Below are 21,274 nucleotides of genomic sequence, written 5' to 3' on the forward strand. Positions count from 1 at the left end.
GTTCAATAAAATAAGAAGAGAGGAATCATCAAATGACATCAGATGAAATTTTAGACGTAACAGGGCTTGCATGCCCAATGCCAATTATTCGAACGAAGAAAAAAATGAACGACTTGGCGGAAGGTCAAGTTTTAGAAATACATGCAACAGATAAAGGGGCTAAAGCTGACTTAGCTGCATGGGCGAAGTCAAGCGGACATGAATTGATCACGAAGACAGAAGAAGGTCACGTGCTGAAGTTCTGGATGAGAAAAGGGTCCTAAAGGATGTAGGGGTATCTGCTGAAGATCCCCTTTTCCTTTTGCAAAGGAGGAGACCAGCGTGGATTTTGCGTTTTTGATTACACTTTTTATCATCGGATGTATTGGTTCCTTCTTATCAGGAATGGTGGGGATCGGCGGATCTGTGATCAACTATCCCATGCTGCTTTATATCCCGCCTCTTCTCGGTGTGATGGCATTATCAGCACACGAGGTTTCAGGGATTGGCGCCATTCAAGTGCTTTTTTCGACGCTGGGTGGTGTACTGGCGTATCGGAAAAGCGGATATTTACATCGCTCGCTGATTTTATATATGGGAAGCAGTATATTGGCGGGCAGCTTATTAGGCAGTTATGTATCACATTTTATGCCAGAGAAAGGGATGAACCTCGTCTATGGATTACTTGCCATTGTGGCGGTTATTCTCATGCTGATTCCGAAAAAAGGACAGCGTGCAGACGCAGAGGGAGAAGTCACTTTTCATAAAGGACTGGCATCAGGTATTGCCTTTGTAATTGGCAGTGTTTCTGGGGTATTAGGCGCAGGCGGTGCATTTATTTTAGTGCCTGTCATGCTGTCTATTTTAAAAATTCCTGTACGGATGACGATTGCGTCGTCACTTGCGATTACGTTTCTTTCTGCGATAGGCGCATCGACTGGAAAGGTATTGACGGGTCAAGTCATGCTTCTTCCTGCGATTGTGTTGATGGCGGCAAGTTTGGCAGCCGCTCCGCTTGGTGCGAAGGTCGGTCAGAAAATCAATGCCGTCTATTTGCAATGGGCCCTTGCTGTGATGATTACGGCGACAGCGGTTAAAATTTGGCTTGATATTTTATAAAGAAAAGACCAACAAAGCAAACATGTTGGTCTTTTTTATTTTACGTCATCGTGCTCGATATATGTTTCTAGTGCGGGGTGGTACTCTTTTTGATAATGAAGGTTAGGACATGTTTTCACGACTTTGCCTTGCAGGGCATTGGACTTTGAGACTTCTAATGCTGTTCTACATTTAGGACAGCGTTCGGCAAAGAATGAGGGCCAGCGTTTCATATATCACCACTCCAATTAAAGTCTTAAAAACCGATTATATTAATATGAATTATAGGGGATCGTGGAGGTGAGGTCAATGGGTGTTTGGGTCTTTTTAACAAAAAAAGAAGCATCCTGAGATGCTTCTTTATTCTTAATAGGCTTTCGCCCAGAACACCATATCAGATGCAGGCTTTCCGCAGCAGACACATGTGTCGGAAATGGTTTCCTGTTCGAATGGGATACAGCGTGAGGTCGCACCTGTTCTTTCTTTTATGTCGTTTTCACAGGCTTCGTCACCGCACCACATGGCTTTAATCAATCTGTTTTCTTCCGCAAGAATTTGCTCGATGTCTTCGATCGTGTGGGCTTGTGATGTTTTTTCATGTAATCGTTCTTTTGCCTTTTCGTACATGGTCTGCTGGATGTCTTCAAGCGTTGCTGTGATGGTTTGTTCAAGTGCATCTAACGTGACAGCTTGCTTTTCACCAGTGTCTCGTCTTGCGAGCATCACCTGTCCTTTTTCGATGTCCTTTGGTCCTACTTCTACACGAAGCGGAATACCCTGCATTTCACATTCGTTGAATTTCCAGCCAGGCTGTTTATCGCTTGCATCGATGTCAGCACGTGCGATGCGGGCGAGGCGATCCTTCAATTCGTAGGCATGATCCAGCACACCTTCTTTATGAGAAGCGATTGGCACGATACGCACTTGGGTTGGCGCAATATTTGGTGGGAGGACAAGCCCTCTGTCGTCACCATGCACCATAATCATGGCGCCGATGATTCTTGTTGTGAAGCCCCATGAAGTCTGCTGGACATGCTCTAGTTTTCCTTCACGGTTTAAGAATTCGATGCCAAATGCTTTGGCAAATCCGTTCCCGAAGAAATGAGAAGTGGCAGTTTGGAGTGCTTTTCCATCATGCATCAAGCTTTCGACTGTATAGGTGAAGCGGGCGCCGGCGAATTTTTCCTTCTCTGTTTTTCTCCCTTTAATGACAGGAATGGCAAGGAGATTTTCGCAAAGAGAAGCGTAAGTGTGAAGCATTCTTTCTGTTTCTTCAATCGCTTCTTGCTCAGTCTCATGGCACGTGTGTCCTTCCTGCCATAGGAATTCAAGGGTTCTAAGGAAGGGACGTGTTGTCTTTTCCCAGCGGACGACATTGGCCCATTGGTTATATAGCTTTGGTAAATCGCGGTAGGAATGAATAATGTTTTTGTAATGCTCAGCGAACAGCACTTCAGAGGTTGGTCTGACGCAGAGCCTTTCTTGTAATTCGGATTCACCGCCATGTGTGACCCACGCCACTTCAGGAGCAAAGCCTTCGATGTGATCTTTTTCCTGCTGCAGCAGGCTCTCTGGGATAAAGAGCGGCATATAGACATTCTCATGACCCGTTTCTTTAATCTGGCGGTCAAGTTCGTCGCGAATATTCCCCCAAATTTTAAAGCCGTACGGCTGAATGATCATACTGCCTCTCACGCTTGAATAATCGACGAGCCTCGCCTTTGTCACAACATCTGTATACCATTGGGCAAAGTCGTCTTCCATGCTTGTAATTTTCTCAACAAATTGTTTCTTTGACATTGCAGGTTCCTCCTTTTTAAAAATCAAAAAAGCTGTACTTTAAGTTAGGGACCATTCCTGGTGGTACCACCCTAATTTAAAGCACAGCTTTACACTCAATCATGATAACGGTATGAACCGCTGTATGAAACAGAACTAAATCGGCAGGTTCACTTGAAGATGTCAGTAGGAACTTCTCAGCACCGTTCCCTCTCTGTTAAAGATCGATTCAAGTTACTATTCCAGATCTACGTTGATCCTTGTACGTTGATTTTTCATCAGTTTACCTGTTAATGAAGGAGAAAGCAAGTTGTTCTGATTGCCTTTTTGGCGCCTTTTGCTTAGGGATTGGAATGGCAGTATTTTTCTATTTTTACAGCTTGCGAGTTATGTAAGGCTATGCTAATATATTTGAAGAAAAAAATAGACTTGTATAACCTCAATAATATGGTTTGAGGGTTTCTACCAGGATCCGATAAATCCTGATTACAAAAGCGCGCTTTCCTTTTTTGTAATCAGGGTTTTTTTGTTTGTCTGCACCCTGTATCAAAAGTGAAAGCGATGATATAGAGAAGGGATGTTAGACATGAACTGGAGAGTATATTTATTAGCCGTTTCTACTTTTGCTGTTGGATTAGTTGAGCTTGTGGTCGGGGGCATTCTGCCAAGTCTTGCAGAGGATTTGAATGTGTCTCTGGCAACAGCGGGGCAGCTCATTACGGTATTTGCGATTGTGTATGCCATTTCAGCACCCGTGCTGCTGACTGCAACAGCCAAAATCGAACGAAAGCGTCTTTATTTAATCGCGTTATTGGTGTTTACATTAGGAAATGTGTTCACTTATTTTAGTTCGACCTTTGCCCTTGTGATGATCTCACGGGTATTGATCGCAATGAGCACAGCGCTTGTGGTGGTGTTATCTTTGACGATCACTGCCAAACTAGTGGAACCAGCGCATCGCGCGAAGGCTTTAGGGCTGATTTTTATAGGAATTAGTTCTTCACTTGTTCTCGGTGTACCGATCGGTATTTTTATTACTGAGAGCTTTGGCTGGAGAGTAATGTTTTTAGGAATCAGTATTCTTTCTGCCATATCGATGGTGCTGATCTATTTTCTATTGGAAAAAATGCCTGTTGAAAAAGTGACGCCTCTTAGAGAGCAAATTCGCTCTTTAGGGCATCCGAAAATTTTTAGTGCACACCTGATTAGTTTGTTTATGCTTGCAGGGCATTATATGCTTTATTCTTATTTCACGCCATTTCTGATGGAAGTTCTGCATATGACCCCGTTTTGGATTAGTATTTGTTATTTGATCTTCGGACTTGCGTCTATAGGCGGGAATGGGTTTGGCGGCTGGCTGAGTGACAGACTGGGTTCAGGGAAAGCCATTTTGCTTGTGACAATAGTGTTTGCGGTTGTCATGTTTACCATTCCTTATACAGCGGGTGTGTTCGCGCTCTTTATGGTGATGGTTGTCCTTTGGGGTGCGCTCAGCTGGGCATTGACGCCTGCTTTGCAGAGCTATTTGATTCAAACTGATCCGGTCACGTCGGATATTCAGCAGAGCTTGAATACATCGGCCTTGCAAATCGGCATTTCGATTGGATCAGCGGTTGGGGGAGTCATGTTTACGATGACCGGTTCATCTGTTGATCTGGCTAAATTCGGTGCCGTGTTTGTACTGATTGCCTTTAGCTGTGCGGTGATTTCGCTTAAGAGACCGCCGCTTTATATGGATCGTCAGCATCATGCTGAATAGCTGCCTAATGGTAGGCAGCTTCAGTGTGTAGACAAACCCTCGCATTCGGTGTCAGGTCTGCGCTCCGGTGCTCGTCCTTCCTAGGCTGCAAAGGTTTTCTATCACGCTGAAAAGAAGACAAAGGGCTAAAATCAAGATCATTTTAGCCCTTTGTCAACAATCTATGGCTGCCTAAAGATAGGCAGCTTTTTTATGTTCATTTCAAATTCAAAATACCATTCTATTCAAAAACGGCCATTTCGCTGATTGGTTGGAAGCCGGCACGTTGGTAAATATTTTTGCCATCCGCTGATGCTTGTAAGATGACACACTTTTGTTTATTCTCTGTCTGGGTTAGAAGGTAATGAAACATGTCACTGCCAAGTCCTTTTCCGCGGTGTTCTGCCCTTGTTATGACATCATAAATGCCGTAGCTGTCGTTTGTCTCGAATAATAAGCCTGTTGTGACCGGCTTATTGTGTTCATACCCCACGAACATGCGGGCTTTTGAGTGTAATGATTCAATCGAAAAACGCTGGAAATAAACTTCTAAGGCTGCGGCCTCAGTCGACCCTTTGAATAGTTCAATAAAGATATGTTTGTAATCAAAGAGTGTCTGCTCATCAAGTACTTCCTTGATTGTAAGTGATGAGGATGTGACTGGATCAATATCACCTGTATGCTTAAGCATCATGATGGTATTGCGTTCGATCTCTTGAAGCTGATATTCCTTCAATAAGTCAGCCCAATTAGTATGGAGTAAATGGTGATCGATCCATGTGCTGAAGATGAGTTTCTGTGACCGCATGTGTTCAATGGCTGCTTTCACTTTTTTCGGATCTTGGATTTGAGCTGATGTGGGTAAGAGCAAATTGAACGTGTCAGTCGATATATGAGTATTGGATAGAACGAAATCGTCAGTTGCGAGAAAGGTTCCGTTCACAGCAGAAGAAAACAGGTGTATCTTCTCTTCTAATTGGCGAATGGCCATTTGTTGTTCGGGTTTCATTTAGCTCACCTTTTCATTATGATAAATTGGATGACATCCCCATGATTATAGCATGTGACAGGATGAGGGGAATCTAGTAAAAAAGTACATATGCAATTTTCAGGTCTGTTGACCTATTATTTTACTCACGTCGACATTTCTTTTGACTCCTTTCTTAATTATTAGTACCATTTTATTAACCAGTTAAGAGTGGAGGTTCAGATGGAAACAAAAGAGCAGATTGTATTAAAAGCGATTCAAGATCTGATTATGCATAGGGAAAAGAGACGGAATGATCCAACAGATCCACTGATTACCACGACTGATACACTCAAACAAGAATGGACACTCACACAGCTTCACATTTTATCCATGATTCAAGCCAATCCAAACGAATCAAACAATACATTTCTATCTCAACAACTAAAACTATCAAAGCCAGCAATTACAAAGGCCGTGAAAAAATTAATTGAAAAAGGCATGGTGGACTATTGTCACCGGCAAGGGGATAAGAAATCTGTCTATTATTCTTTGACAGAGGAAGGGCAGCAATTGGCTGCACTGCATGATGAACTACATGATAAAGCAGTCATGTCCTATTTAGAATTTCTCCAACAGTTTCATGAGGATGAATTACAAATCATTGAGCGCTTTTTAAAGGCTTGGAAAGAAAAGATATAGATAAAAAACCGAAACCATCGCACAAAAGGAGATGAGGGTTTCGGTTTTTTTATGGTAAAATTAACATATATTGACGTTGTTCTTAGCCATGATGAAAGGGAGGGAGCCTCATTGAATAAAGAAATGATAGAAAATTATAAAAAATACGCATTCATCATGCCGTTCGTGGGATTGTTGTTTGTCAGCTTGCTATTATTTGTTTACTTTTTTGGCATCACAGGAGTTGAAGGATCAATTTGGGCTGCTGCTTTGTATTGTGCTCTGCCCTTTTTGGTGAATACGATATGTTTCTTGCCTGTATGTATTTATTTTAAAGTCAGCAAAAAAAGTGAGGAACATACATGATTGTCGTCAGTGCTTGTCTTGCTGGGTTGAAGGTTCGTTATAATGGCAGCCATCGATTAGATCAGCGTATTGAAGAGCTTGTTCAAGAGGGAAAGGCAGTCACAGTTTGCCCTGAGCTGCTTGGCGGTTTCTCCACGCCAAGACCTCCCGCGGAAATCATTGGAGGAGACGGACATGATGTATTACAGGGCCTCGCCTCCGTGATCGATGTGCATGGAACTGATGTCACGGAGATGTATGTAAAAGGTGCGACGGCCACGCTGGGACAGGCTCAGTCTCTGAAAGCGACAGCAGTTGTGTTAAAAGAGTACAGCCCTTCCTGCGGCAGCCGGATGATTTATCGCGGAGATTTTAACGGCAGGACAAAAGCTGGAGATGGTGTGACATCCGCCTTGCTGAAACAGCATGGGATTCGGGTATTCTCTGAGGAGGATGACTGGATCTCGCTGTTTTGATAGGTAGAAGGAGGAGTTAGGTTGAAAAAGTGGATAATTGGTTTAGTCGTCATTATTTTATTAGGAATTGGTCTTTATTTTATGATTAATGAAAAAACATACTCTTTTGATGATGTGGCCTCAATTGATCAAAACAAGGTGACTTCGATTCAAATTGAGCATGATAATGAGCGCGTTAAAGTGGAAAAGAAAGAGGATATTCAAAAGCTGCTGAAGGAATTTTCAGGTATGAAATTAAAGAAAGCGAATGAGGTTAAAAAAGCCTCAAAAGAGTCTTATTGGATTAGAGTGTATGAGAACGAAAAAGAAATTTATGGATTTGTCTTTTATGATCAAAGCTTTTTAGAGATATATGATTTTTCTAAAACAAAAGATCAAACCAGCGAATATCAAATCGTTGATGCCAATCAAGTCGATATAGGAAAATATATCAAATAAATCAGTCAGAATTTCATGCATGATCAATAGAAAATTCGGGTATAGTGCTTGGTAAGTAAAAAGGAAGCGGAGGTTTGTTTGATGAGTGGATTAACAGATACAGTCACATTAGCAAACGGAGTAAAAATGCCGAAGCTAGGCTTTGGTGTATGGCAGGTAAAAGATGGAGATGAGGCTGTAAATGCCGTCAAAGACGCTCTTGAAGCGGGCTATCGCAGCATTGATACAGCAGCAGCCTATCAAAATGAAGAAGGGGTAGGCAAAGCCATTCAGCAATCAGGCATCTCTCGCGATGATCTATTCATTACGACAAAGGTCTGGAATAATGATCAAGGCTATGAATCAACACTCGAAGCCTTTGAAACAAGTATGAACAAGCTGGGGCTAGATGTATTAGACCTTTATTTAATTCATTGGCCTGTTGAAGGCAAATATAAAGAAACATGGAAAGCGCTAGAAAAACTATATAAGGATGGACGCGTTCGAGCGATCGGAGTGTGTAATTTCCATCAGCATCATTTAGAGGATTTATTGGAAGAGGCTGAAGTTGTGCCAATGGTGAATCAAATCGAGCTGCATCCGAAGCTGACGCAGGAGCCTTTACGAGACTACTGCAAATCGAAAGGAATTCATGTAGAGGCGTGGTCACCATTAGGAAGCGGGAAGCTTCTAAACCATCCTGTTCTTCAGGATATCGCGAAAAAACATGATAAGTCAGTAGCGCAAGTGATTCTTCGCTGGGACTTGCAGCATGGCATTATCACCATTCCAAAATCTGTGACGAAGAGTCGAATCATCGAAAACACACAAGTCTTCGATTTCGAGCTGTCCGCACGTGAGATGGGTGTCATTGATCAGCTCAATGAAGATGAGCGCACAGGTCCAGATCCAGATAACTTTGATTTTTAATCGAAAGAAAAGCATAGGTGCGATGCCTGTGCTTTTTTATTTGCCTTCATGAGTAGATATTTTTTGAGGTTGAAAGGTCTCAATGATTTGAATGGCGTCGATAATCTTTTCTTTAGCATAGTCTCCAATCAAACAAAAGGTTTCATCTTTACGTGCAGCATGGTTTGCCACTGTAAGTGCCGCCTCGTCCAGCTGAGTTGTAATACCAAGATCGCGCATATTTTTAGGTAATCCAAGTGTTTGGTAGAGTTCAAGTAATTCTTCTACCTCGGACATTCGGTTTTCTGCGGCAAGCTGGACAAGGATGCCATAAGCCACTTTTTGTCCATGTAACACATGATGCGTTTCTTCAATAAATGTCAATCCATTATGAACGGCATGGGCTCCTGCCATTCTTCCATAACGTCCCCCGTAGCCTCCGACTGTTCCGGCTAACGTAATAATCGTATCTGTTACATCTGCAAATGCTTGTGAAAACTGACCTGTTTTTAAGCTGTTCACCGCTTCTTCACTATGAGAAAGAAGAATGTCTCGAACATATACCGCCTGCTTTAGTGCAGCATGCACCATGAGCGGCAAGGCGCCTTTTGTGTTACGAATAATCGCTTCCGCTTCATACCATTTTGCCAGCGTATCACCAATTCCGCTTTGAAGGTAGGAAAGAGGAGAGGAAAGCAAAAAAGTATGATCAATTACGGTGAGGTAGCTGGATCGTTTATGATAATCGACTCTCATGAAATTACCCTTTTCATCATAAATGACGCTGAGTGGTGTAGAGGCAGCACAAGTGCCGGGAATCGTTGGTACCATGATAACTTCGATTTGAAGAGCGTCTGCAACTGATTTGGCGGTATCTAAAATCGTTCCGCCTCCGATGCCAATAATCACATCCGACCCGTTAAGCTCTTCTGCGATCCGTGTGACCGCATTGGGTGAACTGTATCCTTTGTGCTGAATGACAGGCCACTCGGTCGGCAGCTTTGTGTATTGTGAAAAAGCTTGGTATGAATCATATCCTGTCACCACAGCAGGTGACTGAAAAGCAGATACAAGGGAATCTAGTTCATGATATATTCCCTTTTGAGAAATAAATTGGTTAGGACCGCTTCTGACAATATCTTCTGGCTGGATCATGGATCATCATTGCTCCTTTACTACATCATATTATTCATAAATCATCTCATTTTACAGAAAGTTCTGTCAAATAAATATGAGAAGAAAGACCCTTCCGTTTTATGGAATTAAGCCGCCGACATTGCCTTTAGGTATGTATTTCCTGTATGATAAAGAATGGTATGTTTTGATTAAATTTAAGAGGTGTTTATATAGATGGAAAAACAATATCGCGTTTTACTTTACTATCAATATGTCCCCATTGAGGATCCAGAGACGTTTACAGCAGAGCATTTAGCATTCTGTAAGGAGCTTGGTTTGTTAGGCCGTATCCTCGTGTCAGCAGAAGGCTTGAACGGAACGGTTTCTGGAACCATTGAGCAAACGGACAAGTACATGCAAGCGTTAAAAGAAGATCCGCGCTTTGCGTCTATGCCGATCAAAATTGACGAAGCAGATGGTCATGCATTTAAGAAAATGCACGTCCGCCATCGGAATGAACTAGTGAACCTTAGCCTTGAGGATGACGTGAATCCGTTAGAATTAACGGGGAAACATCTTAGCCCGGTCGAATTTTACGAGCAAATGCAATCACCTGATACTGTTGTGATTGATGCACGTAATGATTACGAGTTTGATGTGGGTCACTTCAGAGGGGCAGTCCGTCCTGATATTGAGACATTCCGTGAATTACCTGAGTGGATTCGTGATAATAAAGAGATTCTTGAAGGGAAAAAAATCCTGACTTATTGCACAGGCGGCGTACGCTGTGAGAAATTCTCCGGCTGGTTAAAGCGTGAAGGCTTTGAAGATGTCTCTCAGCTTGACGGTGGAATTGTCACTTACGGAAAAGACCCAGAAGTACAAGGAAAGCTATGGGACGGTCAATGCTATGTATTTGATAATCGCTTAACAGTACCAGTGAATCAAACAGAGCATGTGGTTGTCGGAAAAGATTTCTTCACTGGTGAGCCTTGCGAGCGTTATGTGAACTGTGCGAACCCTGCATGTAACCGCAAGATGATTGCCACTGAAGAGAGTGAGCATAAATATATGCGCAGCTGCAGTCATGAATGCCGCACAAGCGAACGGAACCTGTATGTGAAACAGCACAATTTATCTGAAGAGGAAGTTCAAGAGAGACTAGCTGTCATTGAAAAAGAACAAGCGATTTCACAAGGATAGAGGGAACCCCCTCTATCCTTTTTTTCTATACATGGCGGGGTTTAGAAGGGAGAGGAAGTCATTTCCTCTATCTTTTTTGTTTTGTTTTTTTCAAAATAAGGGTAAAGGTAGTTAATCAGTCTAATAGATTGAACAGTTGAAAAAGCGCTTTCTTTTGAAATAAGCATGTTCGACTATTTCAGAAAATGAAGAATTGAGAGATAATATAACAGGCGAAAAAATGAACAAGGATAAAGGTTCATTAGAAGAAATATTTGCCAGTAAAATGAAAAGTGAGCTGCTTTGAAAGAGAGATGCTTGCTTGACACATGCTCTGTATTTTAATCGAAAGGTGTTATGAACATGAATCATTTGCATCGTAGGATGGGAACTTTCGCTTTAATGATGGTAGGTCTTGGCTCAATTATTGGTTCAGGATGGCTCTTCGGTGCTTGGCGTGCGGCTCAAATCGCCGGCCCTGCTGCTATTTTATCCTGGCTGATTGGGATGGTTGTGATTTTATTTATCGCTTTGTCTTATAGTGAACTCGGATCGATGTTTCCAGAGGCAGGCGGAATGGTGAAATATACGCAATATTCACACGGATCTTTTATTGGGTTTATTGCAGCTTGGGCGAACTGGATCGCCATCGTTTCTGTCATTCCTGTTGAGGCGGTTGCTTCTGTCCAGTACATGAGCTCGTGGCCTTGGGAGTGGGCAAAGTGGACAACCCATTTGGTTACAAAAGGGGTGTTGACGACAGAAGGGCTTATGGTTGCCAGTGTGCTTCTTGTGATTTACTTTCTGCTGAATTATTGGACAGTTGGGTTATTTTCAAAAGCGAATACATTCATTACCGTGTTTAAAATTGTTATTCCAGGGTTAACAATTGGTGCGCTCTTATTCATAGGTTTTCATAGTGAGAATTTTACTTCTGGAACAAGTATTGCTCCTAACGGCTGGGCGAGTGTGTTGACGGCTGTTGCGACATCAGGGATTGTGTTTGCCTTCAATGGCTTCCAAAGCCCGATTAATATGGCCGGTGAGGCAAAAAATCCAGGTCGGTCGATTCCAATCGCCATTGTCGGATCGATTTTCATTGCAACTGTGATTTATGTCCTTTTACAAATCGCCTTTATCGGTGCTGTTGATCCATCTATGATTGTGAATGGATGGGGCCATTTGAATTTCAACTCGCCATTTGCGGACCTTGCCATTGCACTTGGGATTAACTGGCTTGTTCTGATTTTATATGCGGATGCATTTGTGTCACCTTCTGGTACAGGAATTACGTATACCGCAACGACGTCTCGTATGATTTATGGAATGGAAAAAAACAAATACATGCCAAGTGTGCTTGGCCGTCTGCACCCTATTTACGGCGTGCCTCGTCCAGCAATGTTTTTTAACTTAGCCGTATCGTTTATCTTTCTGTTTTTATTTAGAGGCTGGGGTGTGCTTGCTGAAATTATCTCTGTCGCAACGCTCATTTCTTATTTGACTGGACCAGTGACCGTCATGACGCTGAGAAAAACAGGGACAGATTTATATCGACCGCTTCGAGTAAAAGGACTCAGCATCATTGCTCCTCTCGGTTTTGTCTTTGCCTCATTGACGCTGTATTGGGCAAGATGGCCGTTAACAGGTCAAGTGCTGTTCATTATTCTCATTGGTCTCCCTATCTATTTTTACTATCAAGCAAAAGCGAAGTGGAAAGGCTTCGGCCGCAACTTTAAAGCGGGTGCTTGGATGGTTGTGTACCTGCTTGTGATGATGACGATTTCCTGCCTTGGCAGTGACAAATTCGGGGGCTATAACGTCATTCATTATGGCTGGGACATGGCACTGATTACAGTGGTTGCTCTGCTATTTTATATGTGGGCACTCAAAAGTGGATATGAAACAGAATTTTTAGAAGATGCGAAAAAAATTAATGATGAGCTGCGTGCTTCTCAGAAAGAAGCTGCGGCAACCAAAGAATAAAGAAACGGCTGCCTGAACATTGCGGGCAGCCGTTTTTATTTGGATGAATGATGCATCACATGCTGCCTCAGCCAAGTGGTGACGCCGCGCAAAACGGCAGCTGTGACAAGTGAAATGAGCACATATCTCCAAAGCTGACCTAAGCCTTGTCCACTCAGCCAGAACACGATGCCTAGAATGATGAGGGTGAACATAAGCAAGAATAAAAATGATGCAGACCAGAAAAAAGCCTTCATAGAAGGTCACCTCCTCAGGAGTATTGTATGCAGGCTGATGCACGATCAGACCAGCATTGAAGAGGTAGAATATTGATGAGAACTATTGCTAAAGTCAGATAAAAACACCAAGTGATTTGACAGTTGTGTTAAGATGAGAGCATATTTTGAGTAAAGTTGTTGGTCATAGACGGAGGTGTTTGGAAATGCAGATTCAAAAGGTTCTAAACAATAATGTCATTAGTGTCATAGATGAACAAGGGAAAGAAATCGTCGTCATGGGAAGAGGCATCGCTTTCAAGCGACGTCCCGGGGACCCGGTGGATGAAGCGTTAATTGATAAAGTCTTCCGCCTAGAGGATCATTCCGTTCACGAGCGGATGAAAATGCTGCTTCAAGAGGTTCCGTATGATGTGGTCAAGGTGACGGAGGAAATGATCCAATATGCACATACAAAGCTGAACCGAAGATTAAATGAAAGTCTGCATGTATCGCTGGCAGACCATATTCATTACGCCATCGAACGGTTGAAGAAAAATCATCTGATTGAGAATTCGCTTATTTGGGAGATTAAACGCTTATACAAAGATGAATTTCTTGTCGCAAAGGAATGTCTTGAGATGATTAAAGAGCGTCTTCATATTGAACTGCCTGAGGATGAAGCAGGTTTTATTGCCATGCATATCATTAACGCAGAGCTTAATGAGGATATGAATACGACGGTCAATATCACAAAGGAAGTCAATGCCATTCTCACCATTGTGAAATATCATCTCAACATGGAATTTGATGAAGACTCGCTCAACTTTTATCGTTTTCTCACGCATTTGCGCTTTTTCGTTCAGCGTTTGATTAATGAAACACTGCTTGTCAGCGAAGATCAGGATTTATATCAGCTGATTAAAGTGAAATATCCGAAAGCATACGATTGTGCAAAGAAAATCGCAGAATATGTCTATCAAACCTATCACCGAGATCTCACATCAGAGGAGATGCTGTATCTATCAATTCATTTGAATCGACTGATCAAACGAGAAAAATAATGATAGATTTTAAAAGAAAGCGTTGACATGAGAAAAGGTGAGTGGTACTATTTGCTCATAAACATAAAAGAATACGGTTTCACAATGATCGTCTTAGAGGATTGTGACTGTTCGGCAGGCAAAACCTAAACGTTCACTGAAAAAGCGCAACAGCAAGCTGCGACTATTTTTGGTGCCCGTTTAGGTTTTTATTTTGCCCAAAAACGTATTTTTTTCAAAAAAAGGGGGTTTTTGTATGAGTCATCGTCAATTAGCAGAAGACATTATCAAACACATTGGTACAGAGAAAAACGTTCATTCATTGGTGCATTGCGCCACAAGACTTCGATTCACTTTAAATGACAGATCAAAAGCAGATAAAGCGGCCATTGAAAAGTTAAATGGTGTCGTCACAGTCATGGAAAGCGGCGGCCAATTTCAAGTGGTCATTGGCAATACCGTACCAGAGGTTTATCGAGAAATTGGAGAGTTTACGAATCTATTAGAGGATTCCTCTGCTTCATCTGCAAAATCAGGTGAAGAGAGCACAAGCCTTTTTGGAAAATTCGTCGACATTGTATCAGGGATTTTCACACCACTTCTCGGTGTCATGGCGGGTGCAGGTATTTTAAAAGGTCTCTTAGGCATCTGTATCAACGCGAAATGGTTATCTCCTGAAGATACGTCGTATCAAATTTTATTTGCTGCATCTGACAGCTTGTTCTACTTCCTGCCATTATTGCTCGCATTCACTTCTGCCAGAAAGTTTAAAGCGAATCCGTTTGTCGCTGTGACGATTGCAGGTGCACTGATTTACCCAACCATTCAAGAATTGTCAAAAGGCGGCGGAGATGTGACCTTCTTCGGAATTCCAGTCGTCTTAATGTCTTATACATCGACGGTCATCCCAATCATTTTGGCAGTGTTTGTCATGGGATATATCGAACGTTTCTTTAACAAAGTCATTCATGAAAGTGTTAAAAACTTTATTACACCACTCATTTTACTTGTCACGGTTGTTCCGCTGACACTCATCGTATTCGGACCATTTGGTGTGTATGCAGGGAACGGCATCGCAGCTGTTTTACTAAAAGTATTCTCCTTTAGTCCTACACTTGCAGGTGCTTTAATTGCGATGGCTTGGCAGATTCTTGTCATCTTCGGTATCCATTGGGGACTTGTGCCAGTGATTTTAAATAATATCGCAGTCCATGGGAAAGATCATATCAAGCCGGCTACTGCGCCAGCTGTATTCTCACAAGCCGGTGCTTCAATTGGTGTTATGCTGAAAACAAAGAATAAAAAGCTGAAATCCTTGGCTGGATCAACAGCAGTTTCTGCCGTGTTTGGGATCACAGAGCCAGCTGTATACGGGGTCACGCTTCGTTTGAAAAAACCATTTATTGCAGCTGTTATCTCTGCCGGAGTCGGCGGTGCGATCATCGGTTATTCACAAAGTATTGCGATTGCGTCAGGTCTTCCAAGTTTACTGACACTTCCGATTTTCTACGGTCAAGGTTTTACAGGGTTCATCATCGGAATCTCGGTCTCGTTCGTCCTTTCTATCATCCTAACCTATTTAATTGGATTTAAAGATCCAGTAGATGAAGATGAAACGCCGGCAGCAGGTACTGTGCCAGTTATTGAAAACGAACATGGAGTCAAAGCCGCTCATGTGAAAAGTCCTTTAAAGGGAGAGGTCATCAAGCTTGAGGAAGTACAGGATAAAGCATTCTCATCTGGAGCACTAGGAAAGGGCGCAGCCATCATTCCATCAGAAGGCAAGCTGTTTGCACCAGTGTCAGGAGTCGTGACAACGGTGTTCCCAACTGGACATGCGTACGGTCTTACCTCTGAAAGCGGAGCAGAAGTACTCATTCACATTGGGCTGGATACCGTACAATTAGGCGGAAAGCATTTTACCCCGAAGGTTACTCAGGGGCAAACCGTAACAGAAGGTGAACTGCTTGCTGAGTTTGATATTGAAGCTATCCAAGCAGCCGGTTTGTTAGTCACAACACCAGTGATTATTACCAATTCCGGTGAGTTTAGCGATATTATTGAAACAGAGGAGAAGCAAATTGCTCCGGGACAGTCATTTTTACATCTAGTTTAATTATGAGGAGGAAGAAATTATGAGATATTCAACACTAGCACCATTTCCAAAGGACTTTTTCTGGGGCGGATCGACTTCCGCCTATCAAGTAGAAGGTGCGTGGAATGAGGATGGCAAAGGGCCTTCTGTCATTGACATGAGAGCCAGTTATCCTGAAGGTACAACGGATTTTAAAGTCGCAAGCGATCACTATCACCGCTATAAAGAGGACGTGAAGATGTTTGCAGAAATGGGTTTGAAGGCTTACCGCTTTTCCATTGCGTGGACACGGATCATTCCAGATGGAGATGGGGAGATCAATCAAAAGGGGATTGAATTTTATCATTCTCTCATCGATGAATTGCGCAGCTATGACATTGAGCCAATCGTGACAATGTATCATTTTGATCTGCCTCATGCGCTTCAAGTAAAGGGTGGATGGTCAAATCGTGCGACAGTGGATGCATTTGAACGCTATGCCGAGGTGCTATTCAAGGAGTATGGTCAGAAGGTGAAATATTGGCTGACCATTAATGAACAAAACATGATGATCTTACATGGATCAGCGCTCGGTACACTTGATCCAAATTTAGAAAATCCAAAAAAAGAACTGTATCAGCAGAATCACCATATGCTCGTTGCACAGGCAAAAGCGATGACGCTTTGTCATCAAATGCTGCCTGAAGCGAAAATTGGACCGGCGCCAAACATTGCGCTCATTTATCCGGCTTCTCCAAAGCCAGAAGATGTGCTTGCTGCGGCGAATTACAATGCGATCCGCAACTGGCTTTATCTTGATATGGCGGTCTTTGGCCGTTATAACAACCTTGCTTGGGCGTACATGAAAGAAAAAGACATTCTTCCTGTTATCGAAGAGGGAGATATGGATATTTTGAAAAGCGCAAAGCCAGACTTCATTGCCTTTAACTACTACACCTCACAAACGGTTGAAGCGAGTAAAGGAGATGGCAACGACGAATTTGCACGCGGTGGAGATCAGCATTTGAAATCAGGGGAAGATGGCGTCTACAAAGGCGGCAACAACCCGTTCTTAAGTAAAAATGCCTTTGGCTGGGAGATTGACCCTGTCGGCTTCCGTTCAACGATGCGCGAGATTTATGATCGCTATCAGCTGCCGCTTATTATCACGGAAAACGGATTGGGTGCTTTCGACAAGTTAGAAGAAGATGGTTCAATCCAAGATGATTATCGAATTGATTATTTAGAAAAACATATCGAACAAATCAAATGGGCGATCACAGATGGCGTCGAAGTATTCGGATACTGCCCGTGGTCAGCTATCGACTTAATCAGCACACACCAAGGGTGCTCCAAGCGCTACGGGTTCATCTACGTCAATCGCGACGAATTTGACCTAAAAGACCTCAAAAGAATTCGCAAAAAGAGCTCTTATTGGTATGAAACCTTGATACAGCAAAATGGAGACAACATCGGGAAATAACGATAAAAAAGCCAATCACCTTATGCGGGTGTTTGGCTTTTTTTTGTTCACTTTATTGGCAAGATCATATTGTTCGAGTTGTTCTCACATGATAGTCTGATGGTATATTGTAAAAATTGGTTAAATATCCATTATAAGAAAGGGGCTGTTTATATGATGACAATTCTTTATATGTTCTTCCTATTGTTTTTCATTTTTTATGGTTTGAATTATATAGGACAGAAATTAATTGCGAAGGAATATCCAATGAACCATGGAGTGATTGTGACTCTGTCAGCTGTGGAAGGTATTCTTGTTTTCGTCATTGTTGGTGTGAATGCGAAATTCCCATTTTTATTTACAGTATTTATGTCCGTTAACATCTAACTCTCTACTATCATTATACCCCGAATTTAATGAAATTTATAGACTGTTTTCCCCCCATATCTAGCCGTATACTGTTATACGCAAGTCAAAAACGATAAGGGGTGTGGCTGTATGAATGACAAGCAAAGTGTGTTAGATCCTGGGCCATTTTTTCATGGGACAAAAGCGGAATTGAAGATTGGGGATCTGCTTGAACCGCTGCATTTATCCAATTATCAGGATAAAAAATCGAACCATATTTATTTCACCGGAACACTAAACGCAGCCAAATGGGGTGCTGAATTAGCTAGGTCTAATGCAAAAGAAAGAATTTATATTGTAGAACCGTTAGGCGAGTTTGAAAATGATCCAAATGTGACGGACAAAAGATTTCCCGGCAACCCAACACGTTCTTATCGATCGAAATCTCCGTTGAAAATAGTCGCAGAATTAGGTTCATGGGAAAGACATTCCGATGAAGAAATCAATCATATGCTAAGCTCCTTAAAAAAATTAAGTGAAGAAGGAAAAAATATCATCTACGATTGATGTTACGTATATCTAAATAACACAAAAGCCGCCTCATGAACTGGGCGGCCTTTTATTTGATCTTATTGGAACAATGCATCCATCAGCTCATCAAATGTTTTGGCTTGCTTGAGGGCGCGAATGCGGTCTGGATTGTCTAGTAAATCGACGGCCTGTTCAAAGAATTGGTTCATGCAGGCAGCGTCATCCTTATGAATCGCTAATAAAAAGACAATTGATACTTGGTCTCCCTGCCAGTCAATCGGCTGTTTTAAGTGTGCGATGGCTACAGAGGAAGTCCCTTCATTTGTGATGAGCGGATGCGGCATTGCAATACCGCTGCCAAGATAGGTAGACGACATTTGCTCACGCTCAAGCACCGAGGGCCGAAATGAAGACGATACTAGCTGATGCGCCTCCAAACGGCTGCATAATATATCTAATACCTCATCCTTGCTGCTTAGGTCAGCATTCATTAAAGTCAATCGCTCTTGAAAAAACGCCATCAGCTCTTTTGAGGGTGCCCCGTGTCCATTTAATAAATGAATGACTTCATTCACACGCTGTATATCATGCTGTTCAAAAAAGGCACTGACCTGAATGACTGGTTTCCCCTTTGATGTGAGTGGAACGGTTGTGATGATGACGTCACACGGCAAAGAGGAGCTCATGAGATAATCCTGATAGGAATAGAGCTCAACGATGTCAAGCTCGTGCTGAAAGGCTGACTTCAATTTAATTTCAAGGAGCCTTGCCGTCCCTAGTCCAGACCCGCACACGATAATGGCTTTCTTTTTTTGCGAGATGTCGAGCTGACTTCTTTCAAACGAAGCAGCGATATGCAAGGCAACATATGCGGCCTCGTCTTCATTTGGTGTACGCACCAGCTGTAAGGCATTGAGTCCGCTGACAGCCAAATCAAACGGGTAAGGATAGGACGCTTTGATCTCATGTAAAAGCGGATTTTGTAAGGATACGCCATATTGGATTCGATTTAATAGCGGCTTCATATGAAGCATTAAGTCTTGCTGCAGAATGCTGTCATCAGCAAAACGATGGCCGCTTGTTTTTTCAATGTGCTGTAGAAAGACTGTAACCGCCTGTTGGACTTCCACTGTCGTTTGATGCTGGGCGGCTTCTTTCCACGTTTGATTTGCCAATAGATGCATGACTAAGTAATCTGTTTCATCCTCTGATAAGGTCACATAAAAAGTGTCACTCACCTGCTGTATGATTTTTTGTGCAATTCTCATTAAAACTGGTGATCTTTGTGTGCGGACAGTACTAGCGGATACCCGCTGGTTTTTTCGTGTTTGCTGAATCGCAATGGCTAAGTGAATGACTAAATTTTTTAAGGCAATGTCTTTAATGAGCAATGACTCTTGATGCAGGTTCGTCAACACAATAGATCGAATGGTTTCAAGAGAAATATCAGGAAAATGGAGCTGCTCCCGCTCGGTGATATGAGAGAGAGCAGGCTCTTCTTCAAGAAGTAAGTCTGCATAGCACGTTCTTTTTTGCAGCTCGTCTCCTTCAATCTTTAAGCCAAATCCAGGCTTTGATACAAGGGTCATGCCGTAACGGGCTAACATCTCTCGTCCTTTTTTCAAATCACTGCTGACCGTCATGCGGCTGATAAACAGTTCTTCAGCCAGCTGGTCAATTTTTAAGTAATCTGATTGAAGCAGCAGCTTTCTCATCATAAATCGTACACGCTCTTCTGGCATGACGGGGACAAGAGAGCGGGCAGGAAGTTTTTGTTGATGAAGCCAAAGTAAGAAAGCGTCTTGGTCACTCGTTAAAAGAGTATATCCCTTTCCGCGAATCGTTTTAATTATGGCTCCAGCTTCCTTTAAATACTCATTTGCTTCCTTGATTAAATTGCGGATAGAGCGGTCAGATAAGCGAAAAGAGGCAGTGAGCTCCTCCAGCTTCACGAACCCCTTCGTTTCAAATAGCCGCTGAATCAGCTGATAGGTTCGAGGATCTGCCGTCATCATCATTGCGCGGCTCCTTGCGCCTGTAAGGCATCCGTTCCAAGAGCGATGGCGCCCATTAAACCAGATAATCCATCAAAGGATGGTTTTGTGATAATTTCATGTAAAGGCTTTGGCAGCTGCAAATAGCCGCGAAGCCGCTTGTCTGTTTCATCAAGAATAAGTGGCAGCATAGCTGGCTGTTTCATCACGCCTCCACCTAAAATGATGCGTTCTGGTGAAAGGGTGAGCAGCAGGTTAGCAGTCATCTGCCCGAGATAGTAAGCATGAAGTGACCAGGCAGGATGATCCTCTGGCAGCATGGGTGCCAGTGTATGATAGCGCCCTTCTATGGCAGGTCCAGATGCCAGTCCCTCTAAACAATCATGATGTATAGGGCAGCAGCCTCCGTATGTGTCATGAGGATGCCGCTGAACAGTGATATGACCCATTTCTGGATGCAGCAATCCGTGAATAAGGCGATGTTCAATATAGGCCCCGCCGCCTATTCCAGTCCCAACAGTAATATAGACCAAGGAGGCAGGTTTTTCTGCTTCAGTTGAAAAACGGGCTTCTCCGAGTGCTGCACAGTTTACATCGGTATCAAGCTTCATCGGGATCCCGAGGGCTTGTTTTAAGGTAGAGAGGAAAGGGAATTGGCGCCAGGCCGTTTTTGGTGTGTCTAAAATCGTCCCATAGCTTGGGCTTTGCTCTTTCACATCGACAGGACCGAATGCCCCAATTCCAATTGCATCAACACGATTCTTTGTAAAGTAATCGATCACTTGCCGGCATGTTTCATCTGGATTCCCCGTCGCAAAGGAAGTCATGTGTTCAATCGTTCCGTCTGTTGTTCCGTAGCCGCAGACAAATTTCGTTCCGCCTGCTTCAATGCCTCCAATTCGCATGATCAATGCCCTCCATTAAAGAGGGGCGGAATCCAATGGATCCCGCCCCTACA

General features: G+C 42.9%; 22 protein-coding genes, 1 riboswitch and 1 other annotated feature. Of the genes, 15 read left to right on the forward strand and 7 right to left on the reverse strand.

The window, feature by feature from the left end:
* Nucleotides 1-32 precede the first annotated feature (32 nt).
* Both QSJ46_RS05375 and QSJ46_RS05380 read left to right on the forward strand, forming a co-directional pair.
* Nucleotides 33-263 (forward strand): sulfurtransferase TusA family protein, encoded by a 231-nt coding sequence (locus QSJ46_RS05375; protein WP_212040292.1) that lies wholly within the window; start codon nucleotides 33-35, stop codon nucleotides 261-263.
* Nucleotides 264-321: 58 nt separating this feature from the next.
* Nucleotides 322-1,098 carry a sulfite exporter TauE/SafE family protein gene (locus QSJ46_RS05380; protein ID WP_059374510.1) on the forward strand — a complete coding sequence of 259 codons (777 nt, stop codon included), beginning with the start codon at nucleotides 322-324 and terminating at the stop codon, nucleotides 1,096-1,098.
* A gap of 35 nt (nucleotides 1,099-1,133) precedes the next feature.
* Here the strand turns inward: QSJ46_RS05380 and QSJ46_RS05385 are convergent, their stop codons facing one another.
* Together QSJ46_RS05385 and proS are read right to left on the reverse strand one after the other, a co-directional pair.
* Nucleotides 1,134-1,310: a hypothetical protein gene (locus QSJ46_RS05385; RefSeq protein WP_164512187.1), complete on the reverse strand. Its 177-nt coding sequence runs from the start codon at nucleotides 1,308-1,310 to the stop codon at nucleotides 1,134-1,136.
* 133 nt (nucleotides 1,311-1,443) lie between these two features.
* Entirely contained in the window at nucleotides 1,444-2,877 is a 1,434-nt protein-coding gene (gene proS / locus QSJ46_RS05390; RefSeq protein ID WP_285604413.1) for a proline--tRNA ligase, read from the reverse strand.
* A 43-nt stretch (nucleotides 2,878-2,920) separates the two neighbouring features.
* Nucleotides 2,921-3,116 (reverse strand) — a binding site (T-box leader).
* A gap of 149 nt (nucleotides 3,117-3,265) precedes the next feature.
* A riboswitch (purine riboswitch) is annotated at nucleotides 3,266-3,365 on the forward strand.
* Between the two features lie 77 nt (nucleotides 3,366-3,442).
* Between proS and QSJ46_RS05395 the strand changes: the two genes are divergently transcribed.
* On the forward strand, nucleotides 3,443-4,615 hold the full coding sequence (locus QSJ46_RS05395) for an MFS transporter (protein WP_285604414.1): 1,173 nt from the start codon (nucleotides 3,443-3,445) through the stop codon (nucleotides 4,613-4,615).
* 220 nt (nucleotides 4,616-4,835) lie between these two features.
* On the opposite strand, the gene QSJ46_RS05400 is transcribed toward QSJ46_RS05395, so the two are convergent.
* Nucleotides 4,836-5,603, reverse strand: coding sequence for a GNAT family N-acetyltransferase (locus QSJ46_RS05400; RefSeq protein ID WP_285604415.1), 768 nt, complete (start codon nucleotides 5,601-5,603; stop codon nucleotides 4,836-4,838).
* A gap of 201 nt (nucleotides 5,604-5,804) precedes the next feature.
* On the opposite strand from QSJ46_RS05400, the gene QSJ46_RS05405 reads away from it, so the two are divergent.
* The 5 genes from QSJ46_RS05405 (at nucleotide 5,805) to QSJ46_RS05425 (ending at nucleotide 8,410) form a co-directional block, all read left to right on the forward strand.
* Nucleotides 5,805-6,263 (forward strand): MarR family transcriptional regulator, encoded by a 459-nt coding sequence (locus QSJ46_RS05405; RefSeq protein ID WP_285604416.1) that lies wholly within the window; start codon nucleotides 5,805-5,807, stop codon nucleotides 6,261-6,263.
* Nucleotides 6,264-6,374: 111 nt separating this feature from the next.
* Nucleotides 6,375-6,608, forward strand: coding sequence for a hypothetical protein (locus tag QSJ46_RS05410; protein WP_285604417.1), 234 nt, complete (start codon nucleotides 6,375-6,377; stop codon nucleotides 6,606-6,608).
* Nucleotides 6,605-7,063 carry a 2-thiouracil desulfurase family protein gene (locus QSJ46_RS05415; protein ID WP_107163917.1) on the forward strand — a complete coding sequence of 153 codons (459 nt, stop codon included), beginning with the start codon at nucleotides 6,605-6,607 and terminating at the stop codon, nucleotides 7,061-7,063. The genes QSJ46_RS05410 and QSJ46_RS05415 overlap by 4 nt, the downstream gene beginning before the upstream one ends.
* Nucleotides 7,064-7,084: 21 nt before the next feature.
* Nucleotides 7,085-7,501: a DUF5301 domain-containing protein gene (locus QSJ46_RS05420; RefSeq protein WP_107163918.1), complete on the forward strand. Its 417-nt coding sequence runs from the start codon at nucleotides 7,085-7,087 to the stop codon at nucleotides 7,499-7,501.
* Between the two features lie 81 nt (nucleotides 7,502-7,582).
* Nucleotides 7,583-8,410 (forward strand): aldo/keto reductase, encoded by an 828-nt coding sequence (locus tag QSJ46_RS05425; protein WP_034283114.1) that lies wholly within the window; start codon nucleotides 7,583-7,585, stop codon nucleotides 8,408-8,410.
* A gap of 36 nt (nucleotides 8,411-8,446) precedes the next feature.
* On the opposite strand, the gene QSJ46_RS05430 is transcribed toward QSJ46_RS05425, so the two are convergent.
* Nucleotides 8,447-9,544 (reverse strand): iron-containing alcohol dehydrogenase family protein, encoded by a 1,098-nt coding sequence (locus tag QSJ46_RS05430; protein WP_212040287.1) that lies wholly within the window; start codon nucleotides 9,542-9,544, stop codon nucleotides 8,447-8,449.
* Between the two features lie 195 nt (nucleotides 9,545-9,739).
* Between QSJ46_RS05430 and trhO the strand changes: the two genes are divergently transcribed.
* Both trhO and QSJ46_RS05440 read left to right on the forward strand, forming a co-directional pair.
* On the forward strand, nucleotides 9,740-10,708 hold the full coding sequence (gene trhO, locus QSJ46_RS05435) for an oxygen-dependent tRNA uridine(34) hydroxylase TrhO (protein ID WP_039176148.1): 969 nt from the start codon (nucleotides 9,740-9,742) through the stop codon (nucleotides 10,706-10,708).
* 342 nt (nucleotides 10,709-11,050) lie between these two features.
* Nucleotides 11,051-12,670, forward strand: coding sequence for a glutamate/serine transporter AimA (locus tag QSJ46_RS05440; protein ID WP_285604418.1), 1,620 nt, complete (start codon nucleotides 11,051-11,053; stop codon nucleotides 12,668-12,670).
* 35 nt (nucleotides 12,671-12,705) lie between these two features.
* Here QSJ46_RS05440 and QSJ46_RS05445 read toward each other — a convergent pair whose 3' ends face one another.
* Complete coding sequence (locus tag QSJ46_RS05445) at nucleotides 12,706-12,906, reverse strand: hypothetical protein (RefSeq protein WP_047204103.1); 201 nt, start codon at nucleotides 12,904-12,906, stop codon at nucleotides 12,706-12,708.
* A gap of 185 nt (nucleotides 12,907-13,091) precedes the next feature.
* On the opposite strand from QSJ46_RS05445, the gene licT reads away from it, so the two are divergent.
* From licT to arr, 5 genes are all read left to right on the forward strand, one after another.
* Nucleotides 13,092-13,928 (forward strand): BglG family transcription antiterminator LicT, encoded by an 837-nt coding sequence (gene licT / locus QSJ46_RS05450; RefSeq protein WP_039176153.1) that lies wholly within the window; start codon nucleotides 13,092-13,094, stop codon nucleotides 13,926-13,928.
* A 235-nt stretch (nucleotides 13,929-14,163) separates the two neighbouring features.
* A complete protein-coding gene (locus QSJ46_RS05455) occupies nucleotides 14,164-16,023 on the forward strand; it encodes a beta-glucoside-specific PTS transporter subunit IIABC (protein ID WP_047204102.1) in 1,860 nt (619 codons plus the stop codon).
* A 19-nt stretch (nucleotides 16,024-16,042) separates the two neighbouring features.
* Nucleotides 16,043-17,464 carry a glycoside hydrolase family 1 protein gene (locus QSJ46_RS05460; protein ID WP_107163920.1) on the forward strand — a complete coding sequence of 474 codons (1,422 nt, stop codon included), beginning with the start codon at nucleotides 16,043-16,045 and terminating at the stop codon, nucleotides 17,462-17,464.
* 153 nt (nucleotides 17,465-17,617) lie between these two features.
* Entirely contained in the window at nucleotides 17,618-17,830 is a 213-nt protein-coding gene (locus tag QSJ46_RS05465; RefSeq protein WP_075612296.1) for a hypothetical protein, read from the forward strand.
* Nucleotides 17,831-17,941: 111 nt separating this feature from the next.
* On the forward strand, nucleotides 17,942-18,358 hold the full coding sequence (gene arr, locus QSJ46_RS05470) for an NAD(+)--rifampin ADP-ribosyltransferase (protein WP_285604419.1): 417 nt from the start codon (nucleotides 17,942-17,944) through the stop codon (nucleotides 18,356-18,358).
* A gap of 62 nt (nucleotides 18,359-18,420) precedes the next feature.
* On the opposite strand, the gene QSJ46_RS05475 is transcribed toward arr, so the two are convergent.
* Both QSJ46_RS05475 and QSJ46_RS05480 read right to left on the reverse strand, forming a co-directional pair.
* Nucleotides 18,421-20,340, reverse strand: coding sequence for a BglG family transcription antiterminator (locus QSJ46_RS05475; protein WP_285604420.1), 1,920 nt, complete (start codon nucleotides 20,338-20,340; stop codon nucleotides 18,421-18,423).
* Entirely contained in the window at nucleotides 20,337-21,221 is an 885-nt protein-coding gene (locus QSJ46_RS05480; protein ID WP_075612298.1) for an ROK family protein, read from the reverse strand. The genes QSJ46_RS05475 and QSJ46_RS05480 overlap by 4 nt, the downstream gene beginning before the upstream one ends.
* Between the last annotated feature and the right edge of the window lie 53 nt (nucleotides 21,222-21,274).

The sequence above is a fragment of the Bacillus sp. YKCMOAS1 genome (assembly GCF_030268125.1).
In the GTDB taxonomy this organism is placed as follows: domain Bacteria; phylum Bacillota; class Bacilli; order Bacillales; family Bacillaceae; genus Bacillus; species Bacillus safensis.